The sequence below is a fragment of the Mesorhizobium sp. ZC-5 genome, assembly GCF_025753855.1.
In the GTDB taxonomy this organism is placed as follows: Bacteria; Pseudomonadota; Alphaproteobacteria; order Rhizobiales; family Rhizobiaceae; genus Neomesorhizobium.
Window position 1 is genome coordinate 243,654 of sequence record NZ_JAOWPT010000007.1, and the last position, 10,073, is coordinate 253,726.

The following is a 10,073-nucleotide window of genomic DNA, read 5'->3' on the forward strand; positions in this document are numbered from 1 at the left end:
CCGATCGGCTATCTGTCCGGCAGAGCCAAGGCCCGGCGCCTCCTTGCCGCAAAGGTAGGCATGCAGCGCGGTCACGCAAACATTCGCGCTCTTGAGATCCCGCTGGTGCTGCAGGGCAATCGTTAGATCGGCAAGCTTATAGGTAGGATTGCGCAAGTGCATCAGCTCTGTGACGGCCTGGTCTTGGTCGGCGGTTTGCATCTTCGAACGCCTGGTGTTGTGCTTCAGGTTCCGCCGGATCACGTCCTCGCTGGTATTGAGCCAGATCGAGACCGCTTTCTCGCCGACATGATCCCGGACTTCCTTGATCATGAACGCTCCGCCACCAGTTGCGAGCACCGCTGGCCCTTGTTCGAGCGACTGCCTGATCTTATTCACCTCAAGATGCCTGAAATGCGCCTCGCCATCCTCAGCGAGAATCCTGGCGATGGACTTGCCCGTCTTCACCTCGATCTCTTTATCGGAATCGACGAACCTCAGCCCTAGTCGCTTGGCGAGTGCTCGGCCAAAACTAGATTTTCCGGCGCCCTTCATGCCAACAAGCACGATCGGTCGTGTGCCCAGGGCGCCAAGAATTTCTGTTTCGATCTGGGACCGCCCCGTGCGTTTCGACGGGGCCACTTGCAGCCGACGGGCTAGGCTGGCAACAACTGTGCTATCCGCGTCGGCCTCCCAGTGGGGGATCCCTATGGCCCCTTCGGGGATGACAACCTTGTTGCAGGCCTGTCGCACGCGCTCCAACAGTTGCTCGGCTATGGACTGATCGAGGGACTCTCCGCTCTCTCGCTGCAGCTCCAGCAGCTTCTGCAGCTCCTTGTACGTATCGTGATTGTCGATCTTGGCCTTGTAGCTGTCTGGCGTGTGGAACTCTACCTCGAAGCGGTAGCCGCCAGGCGTGGCGAGCACAGTCTTGATGCCGACGAAGGTCGGCGATCGCGTCCTGAACCAGTTGGTCGTGCTGATCTCGGCATAGCCGCTCTCGTCGAAGTCTAGAATGGCTTTCTTGAAGCCACGTGTAAAATCTTCATCAGGGAGTTCGAAGACGTGGCGCACAGCGTTGCCGATCAGCTGGGTGCCGGCCTCAAACGGGACCTGCATGCCAATGAGCTGGCCTGTCATCGAGCTTTCCGATCTCAAACGCTGAGCGAGATGGGGCATCTTTACCTTGATGTCGGCTCTCCTGAGGGCTTCGGCGACCGCAGTTGCCGTCAAGGTGATGTCCTTCTCTTCGGTTTGAGCGCGGGCTGCTTCGATTTGGGCGCGCTCCGAGGCCTCCAGGCGGGTCAGTGTGATCGTCATGGCGGAATCCTCGGCCTCGGGCTGACGGCCGGAGGGTTTGCGCAAAATGCCCTGCTCCGTCGCGAGGTGGATCGAGGTCTCCATGATTGAAGCCGCCAGACTGGGATTTTCCTTCAGATCCTCCAGGGTCGCATCGACATCGAAGGTACCCTGGATGAGGGGAGCGGCAATGCTCTTGGCGTAAGGCACCGATTTCAACCCTGGTGTCTGTTGCAGCAAGCGCTGAAGCTGCCTGCTCTTGAACATAAAGATGTGCGCGCCAGTGTCGGACTTATAGGCGTCGGTTCCGACCTTGATGCCTAGGCTCAGCAGATTGCTTGCGCTTTGCACGAGGTCATGCGGATTGTAACCATCCGGTCGCGGGTCGATGCGCGAAGGGTAACGGTCCACGAGAAGCTGGATGCGGTCGAGTGGCTGAGCCGTTGCCGAAAAGGTCTCCGCCAGCTCCGGGAACAGCTCGCAGAGCGGTTGGCTCATTGCGACATGTCCCTCGCTCGCGCTGGTGACCGTTTCGGGCAGGTCTTGCTTATCCGAGCTCGCGGCCCACGCCTCGAGCTCGGTGAGGAGCAACGTGGCCATCTCGCGCGCGACCGGATGCTCTGCCAGCTCGATCTCGTGCCGCGCCTTCTCCAGCTTGTCCTGGACGTTCTGAGCACTGACCTGTTCCTGCTCCAACAAGCCTCGAATGTCTCGCTTGAGCTCTTGGTGAATTCCCTCGTAGGTACCAAAGATGGCACGCTCGGCAAACCACTTCCGGGCTTCATGGGATTGAGCGAGAAAGCCTCGTTGCAGGCCGGTATAGATTTCCAAAACATTGCGCGTGGCCGCCAGGATCTGGCTGGCGCGACCGAACTTGTAGCGACCGTCCTCAATCGCCGGGGTATGCGACTTTGGCGGCTTGAGCGAGCGCAGGCCGCGCGCCTGCTCCTCTTGATCGAATTGCCTGACATGCTCGTAAAGCTGCGGCCGGTCGCCGATGATGACGAGGCTATCCCCGTCGAAGTCGCCATCAAGTTTCTTCTGCTCCCCGATCGGGACGGCAACCAGCGAGCCCGGAGCGAACACCTCGGTCGCCTGCAGAATGCCGACGCAGTCGACCGGCGTGTCCGCCTTCACGCGGTCCTTGCCCGTGGTCCAGTTCGAATGGCACTTGACGTCCTCGGCGGACATCACCAGCCCCTGGTCGGCGAAGTCGGCCGGCCACATCTCGTCCGGCACCACGATCAGAAGCCCTTTGGCAAAGAAAGTCGGATCGTCGGTCGCCAGTTCCTGCCCCGACTTCTGGGCGACATTGAAACTGTATTGAATGGTCACGCACTGATCGAGAAACGCCGTAGTCGGGCCTCCGTCAACGGCTGATCTGACCTGGTCGGGGGCGAACGGGCGCAGGTTGGGCTTGTCATAAGGAGATCGCCCGATCAGCACGCCACCGCCGCTTAACGTCTCGCTCTTGAGCGTTGGCACATGGAGGTAGCCATCGCCCGACGGTACGGCTACCGCGCCGAGGCCATCAATGTGTCCGGCCGTCACGACGCGAAACAGCTCTTCGGACGTCAACTCGCGCTTTTGTCGGCTTTCAAGCCAGGACTTGGCCTTTTCGCGGGCCTCATCCGCCACTTTTTCGGCGCGCGGATAATGTTGCAACGCCGAGCTTGGCAGGAGTGATTTCCTTCCCTCGCCAAAGGCAAGCACCCGGTCAGGACTTTCCTGTTCGCCGCCGCGACGAACAGCTGGCATAAGGTTGGCCAGCGAGGCCCTGATGAAACCGCAGCCGTCATGCGGTCGCAAGGCGATCGGGCCTTTCGGCCCCGTCAGCTTGAAGGGGTGCTCCTCGTTGGCAGGACGGTCTGGCAGCAACACCAATTTGAAGGCGCCTTCCAGCGCATAGTCGTGCGGAGATATACCTTTAATCGCTGGAGGCGCCGCAAAACCTCTGCGCTGGGTATAATAATAGGCCTCTTTGAAAGGGGCCCAGGCGCGCGACAGCTGCTCAAAGGCCGTGCCCGGTGCGGTTTCGGCATACGGAATCGCCAGCAGCTTTCCCCCGGTAGGTTTTGCCAGCTCGCCTGGAGCACGGGCCGCAATCCGAGACACGGTCAATCGCGGCGGCTTTAGCTTGCTGCCGCCGAACAGATCCGCGCGGTATGGCACACCGTTGACGCTCACCGTACGCGCCAGCATGAAGGCGCTCGGGGTTCCTGGAAGCTGCACCGCAACGACATTCACTGCCCCAGCAGTCAAGCGATGAAAAATCGAATACCGTCTCTCCGGCTCCGTGGCCACTTTCCGCCCCAACATGTCCACCACCGGCAACTGCATCAGTCCCGCGTCACCCTGCGGCGATCTGGGCTCGTGATCCATGGTTCGTAAGACCTGATGCACGTCGAAGAACGATGCAGGATGTTGCGCTTGGATCGCCTCCGCATCTTGCTCCATGAATAAGTCCAGCGCATCAACTGGACTGTCGGCCTCGATCTGCGCGATCAGGTTCCAGCTCATGCTGGATAGGTCGCTTTCAATGAGGCCCCGCGTCCTTTCCAGGATCTCCTTGGTCTTGCTCTCCAGCCGTTGCTGCCTCACCCGCAAGTCGGACCTCTTGCCCTCGACATACGGTGGCCTGAACAATCTCTCTAGGACTGCACGGGTCTTGAGCGTCTGATAGATCGATAGAGCGGGGCAGCGGCTCGCAAGCGGTCCACGGGTGCGCTCGGCATCGCTTGCGTTCAGATGCGCCTCGATCTTCTGCTCTATCGCGGGTTGGAGGTCGTTGAGCAGGTTGAGGGCTTGCGTGCGGTGCCAGCGCAGCGGCTTCTGTGGGCTGCGCGCTAGCGGCAGCAGAGCAGTACACAGATTGCCCATAGTTTCCAGATCGTTCTGGGTCGTAAAATCAGGGGCTTTACGCAATTCCGAGAGCAGATTCAAACCTGTCGGTGCGAGCAAACCGAGATCATCGAACAACCGAGCCTTACCCAGCGCCTTGAAAATGGTTGTGATGTGCAGAACGTTAGCCTGCCCTAGGCGATCATTATCATAGTGCAGGTAGTGTGCGAGCTTGTGCAATCGATCCTTCGGCAGTGCGGCGTCCGTAATGTCCCCACTTTCCTCTGCCCTCATGATCATTCGCGACAGAGCATTGGCGAGCATACTCAGCTGAGGTGCGGTGAACACACCGAATCGTTGCTCTCGAGTACCCAATGCTCGCGCGATATCTATCGTCGACTGCCGGCACGCCGCCTCTTCCGGCCACTTGCTGAACCCGTTCATCAAGGCCGCCACTCCTTGCGGAGCGAAATCAGAGAGCTGGCGCTGACCGGCTTCCCCGGCGATTGCGGTCGTGGCTTGGCGACAATCCTCGCTGTCCGGCCATTTGCTGAAACCGTTCACCAGGTTCGCCAGTCCTTGCGGGGCAAAATCAGAGAGTTCGGCGCGGCCAAGGACCTCACCCGCGATCGCAAACGTGGCGTCGCGCGGGTCCTGCGATTCCGGCCACTTGCTGAAACCGTTCACCAGATTCGCCAGCTGCTGGTGCGTAAAATCGGAGAGCGAGGAGGCGCGGAGGAGGACCTCAAGCGCAATAGCGACTGTGGCTTGCTGCGCCCCCGCCTGATCTGGCCACTTGCTGAAACCGTTTACCAGGTTCGCCAACTCCTGGTGCGTAAAATCGGAGAGCGAGGAGGCGCGGCGGAGGACCTCATGCGCGATGGCCACTGTGGCATGCTGAGACCTCGCCTGATCTGGCCACTTGCTGAAACCGTTCACCAGGTTCGCCAGCCCCTGTGAATTAAAATCAGAGAGCCGGATAACATCACGGCCAAGAACCGCGCGTGCGATCACGAGCGTTGCGTCGCGACAGTTTGGGGCGTCCGGCCATTTGCTGAAACCGTTCACCATATTCGCCAGTCCCTGGGGAGCAAAGTCAGAGAGCTGGCGGCGAGGGACCTCGTTGGCGATTGCGACGGCTGCGGCGCGACACTCCGGTGCTTCCGGCCATTTGCTTGAACCGTTCACCATGTTCGCTAGTCCCTGGGGAGCAAAGTCAGAGAGCTGGCGGCGAGGGACCTCGTTGGCGATTGCGACGGCTGCGGCGCGACAGTCCGGCTCTTCCGGCCACTTGCTGAACCCGTTCACCAAATTAGCCAGGTCCTGGTGATTGAAATCACGAAGCCCGGCGCCGCGGCGGAGGACCTCATGCGCCGTTGCGACTGTGGCTTGCAGGGATGCCGCCGCTTCCGGCCACTTGCTGAATCCGTTGACCAAGTTCGCTAGTTCTTGCGGAGAACAATCGGAGAGCTGGCGCCAGCAGATCTCCTCCGCAATTGCGACTGTCGCCTCGCGACAATCCGCCCCGTTGGGCCACTTGCTGAACCCGTTCACCAGATTAGCCAGATGCTGGTGAGTAAAATCGGAGAGCCGGGCGTCGCGGCGAAGGACCTCATGCGCTATCGCGTCCGTAGCTTGCTGGCACTCGGCCTCTTGCGGCCACTTGCTGAATCCGTTCGCCAGGTTCGCCAAGTCCTGGTGATTAAAATCAGAGAGCCCGAACTCGCCGCGAGCGGCGCGACGACTGACCTCACTGGCGATCGCGACTGTGGCTTGGCGAAACGCCGTCTCTAGCGGCCATTTGCTAAACCCGTTCACCAACATCGCCAGCGTCTGCTGAGTAAGATGAGACAACGGGTCGTCACGGCGAAAGACCTCACCGGCGATCGCGAGTGTTACATCGCGACAGACCGCCTCTCGCGGCCACTTGCTGAACCCGTTCACCCATGTCGCCAGCCCCTGCTGAGTAAGACGAGAGAATTGGTCGGCGTGGCGAAAGACCTCACCGGCGATTGCGACCGCGGCGTCGCGACAGTCCGGTGCCTCCGGCCATTTGCCGAAACCGTTCACCAGATTGGCCAGATGCTGGTGAGTAAAGTCACGTAGTCGGACGCCGCGGCGAAGAACCTCGCTCGCGATCGCCCCGGCAGCTTGGCGAGACCATTCCTTTTTCGGCCATTTGCTGAAGCCGTTCACCAGGTTCGCCAGCTCCTGCGAAGTAAAATTAGAGAGCCAGACATCACCGCCAAGAATCTCCCGTGCGATCACGACCGTTGCGTCGCGACAGTTCGATGCATCCGGCCATTTGCTGAAACCGTTCACCATGTTCGCTAGTCCCTGGGTGGTAAAGTCAGAGAGCCCGTCGCCGCGCGCGGCGCGGCGCGTGACTTCACCGGCGATCGCGACCATGGCTTGGCCACACTCGGCCTCCTGCGGCCACTTGCTGAACCCGTTCACCAATATCGCCAGCGCCTGCTGAGTAAGGTGAGATGACTGGTCGTCGCGGCGCGTCACCTCACGGGCGATCGCGAGTGTTGCATCGCGACAGTCCGCCTGTTGTGGCCACTTGCTGAAACCATTCACCAGGTTCGTCAGATTCTGGTAAGCAAAACTAGGCAGTTGGGCGCGGCGGCGAATGACCTCACGGGCTATCACGACTGTGGCTTCATGATAGTCCGCATCGTCCGGACATTTGCTGAACCCGTTCACCAGGTTCGCCAGCTCCTGCGGAGTAAAATCAGCGAGCCCTTCCTCGCGGTCACGCCGAGAGAGTTCTCTGGCGATCTTGATTGTGGCTTGGCGATAGACCGCTTCGTCTGGCCATTTGCTGAAACCGTTCACCATGTTCGCCAGGTCCTGGTGATTAAAATCAGAGAGCCCGAACTCGCCGGGGGCGACGCGGCGACCGACCTGACCGGCAATCGCTCCGATGGCGTGGCAAGACCACTCCTCTTGCGGCCATTTGCTGAAACTGGTCACCATGTTCGCCAAGTCCTGGTGACTAAAATCAGCGAGCCCGGCACGGCGGTCACGACGGATGACCTCACCGGCCATCGCGCCTGCGGCTTCGCTAGACGCCGCCTCTTGCGGCCACTTGCTGAACCCGTGCACCATGTTCGCCAGCTCCTGCTGAGTGAATCCAGAGAGCCGGGCACGGCGGTCGAGGCGGAGCACCTCGCCCGCGATCGCAACTGTGGCTTGGCGAAAGACCTTCTCTTCCGGGCACTTGCCGAAACCGTTCACCAGATTTGCCAAGTCCTGGTGATTAAAATCAGAGAGCCGGGCACGGTGGTCACGACGGAGCACCTCATCGGCAATCGCTCCGGTGGCTTGGCGAGACCACTCCTCTTCCGGCCACTTGCCGAAGCCGTTCACTAGGTTCGCCAGGTTTTGCGTAGTAAAATCAGAGAGCTGGACACGGCGGTCGGCGCGAGAACCGACCTCCCTGGCGACGGCTTCCGTGCCCTCACGAGTTTCCGACCGCTGCGCCCACTTACTGAAACCGTTCACCAGCAACGCCAGACTTTGACTTTTCAGCACCCCAAGTGCCTTGCCCTCATCGCGGCAAAATTCGGCGATGCTGATCGTTCCATTGCGGCATGTCTTCGACTGCGGATGCCGACCAAATGATGAAGCGAAGAGCGAAAGAGCTTTGGGGTCGACTCGGAGCGCCAACGTGCCATGAAGCTGCGCCACCCGAGCAGCCATCGCCTTGCAAGCTTCGACACCTTCCTGACCTCCAGCCTCGCGGCTCACCGCGTTACATGCCGTGGCGTAGCCCCATGATTTCCCGCGGCGGATATCGTCCTCAAAGCAAGGGACAAATTGACTTCTGAACTGGGCGGCGGCCTTTTGCATGAAGGCTGCATGGATCCCGTCGCCCGCCCCTTGCAGCCGTTTGTCATACTCCACCACCGCACGCGAGAATCCAACGATGTCACGGGCGAAATAAATCGCGTCTAGAGCTGCGTTAGATTGTTGTTCTGAGATTGCACTTTGCGTGCTCTGCGTGGCGCCGCTATCCAGGCGCCGCCTTTTTGGTCTGTGGTCCAGGCCGGATATTGCACTTTGCGTGCTCTGCGTGGTGTCGCTATCCGGGCGCCGCCTTTTTGGTCTGTGGTCCAGGCCGGATATTGCACTTTGCGTGCTCTGCGTGGCGCCGCTATCCAGGCGCCGCTTTTTCGGTCTATGGTCCAGGCCGGATACGGATTGCCTGTGCGGGGAAGAGGCACTTCGTAGTGATGCCCTGGACTGATCGGCATCGCGGCCCTCCGCACCGGAACGCGACGAACTTTTTTCCCAGTTTGGTGCGTCCCTGTGCGGCAAGTAGCGAGAACCGGCCTGGCGCTCACGCGTATTAACGGAGGGATCGGTTGAGGGGCCGCGCCGGACATCGCTGGCCGAAGGTGGCCTTTGACCGGAGGGGGCCCCTAACTCTCGATTTTCAGGGCGCAAGCCCTGGACGACGGAACTGAACGTCGAGCCATCTTTTCCACCGTCAAGATCTGATTCCGGATGGGGCCGGTGCGTGTCTTGTCCGCTGGGCGCATTCAAACTCCGGTCAACTCTTTTCAAAATTCGTCTCCCAAGTAATTGTGAATGCGCCGATTAGAACGCTTGGCCACACGTTGCCGCTGCGGCGTCCTCAACTGCGTTGTTTCAACACCGCAGGGCGGAACTGCTTGCGTTGCGCCGACGAGACGCGACTCGCCACAGCCGGCAAGCGGGGATCGTCATCTTTGGCACAATTGTGCGCGCGCTCTGGTTTTGCTCAATTGTGCGCTGTGGCATCGAACTTATCCCCTGCACCTGACGTAGACCTGACCTGCGCACAGCCGAATTCGGGTATAGCGCGGGCGATCTGGGAGAAACCTCGCGACAACCAGAAGGATTAGAATGTCCACGGACAAAATCTAAAATTCGTCAACCGAATACCTGCTGAGGCCTATACTGAGGTATCCGGCTCAAATATTTCACCTAACGGATTTGCAGGTTGCCGACTGCCTCGGGATGATAAAGAAATACGTCAATTGAATATTTTGCAATTTTATCCTTCCTCGGCAAATATTATGATTTCAAAGGAACCGGGTGCGAGATCGGCCAGGAGAACAATTACTCTCAGATACTTGCGTTTGACCGGGATATCGTTCTTCCTAAAAGATTGAATTTTGGTCCACCGAAAGGCCGGGTTCCTTCCAGGCTTCGCGAAGCTCTTGTTGTAACGGCGAAATTGGGACGCATGGAGGATTGTTGCGTTGCTGGTCAGGCAGCGAGAATGGCGAGCTGTTCGGCCAGAGATGGATACGGCGTCGGACATGCGATTGACGCCTTACCATTTCCGCGACCAGCAGATGCAAGGGTGGACATCCTGCTGGAACGCGCCGACGGCACGATCTTGCAGATCGATGTGAAGTCGGCCGTGACGGTGAAGTCCAGTGACTGCGGCCTGAGGACTTGGCTCAGGCTTGCGGGGATCGGTTCGCCTATAGGGTTGTGTTCTATGACAGCACCAACCTCGTGCCCGTCGCGGACAGGTTGGCCGCGACGCCGCTGTCTTCGTTATGGAGTTGAGGCGTGAGGCAAACTGCAAGCTCGTCCCACGACAACCGATGAGATCGGCTTTCTAACGATCCACCAGCGCTGTGCCGACCGTAAAAGCCGTGGAGTCGAAGATCGCCAGAATCTGGGAAGACGCGGACGCCTTCGGGCCGGCGCAGGCACGGAGCAGGGGCGTAGTCTTGTCGGCAACTCGGGCAGTTCGCGGCATTCGTTGTCTGGCTCAAGACCAGAGCGGCTCGACTGCCTCATGCCGTCACCACAAGCTGCACTCGACCGCTAGCAGGCTGTTGAAAAAGGCACTCGCCACCGGACCGCAGCGGTGATTCACTGGCTTCGAAGGGATTCGGAGGTGACGAGTGCGCGGCGGCGACGATCGAACTGCCGAACTGTTCAGC

1 pseudogene is annotated in these 10,073 nt (G+C 59.9%); it reads right to left on the reverse strand.

Features of this window, described 5'->3' with window-relative positions:
* Positions 1-84: 84 nt before the first annotated feature.
* Positions 85-7,977: pseudogene (gene xopAD, locus OHD58_RS19915) on the reverse strand (XopAD/skwp family type III secretion system effector); the annotation flags it as partial.
* Positions 7,978-10,073: the final 2,096 nt, after the last annotated feature.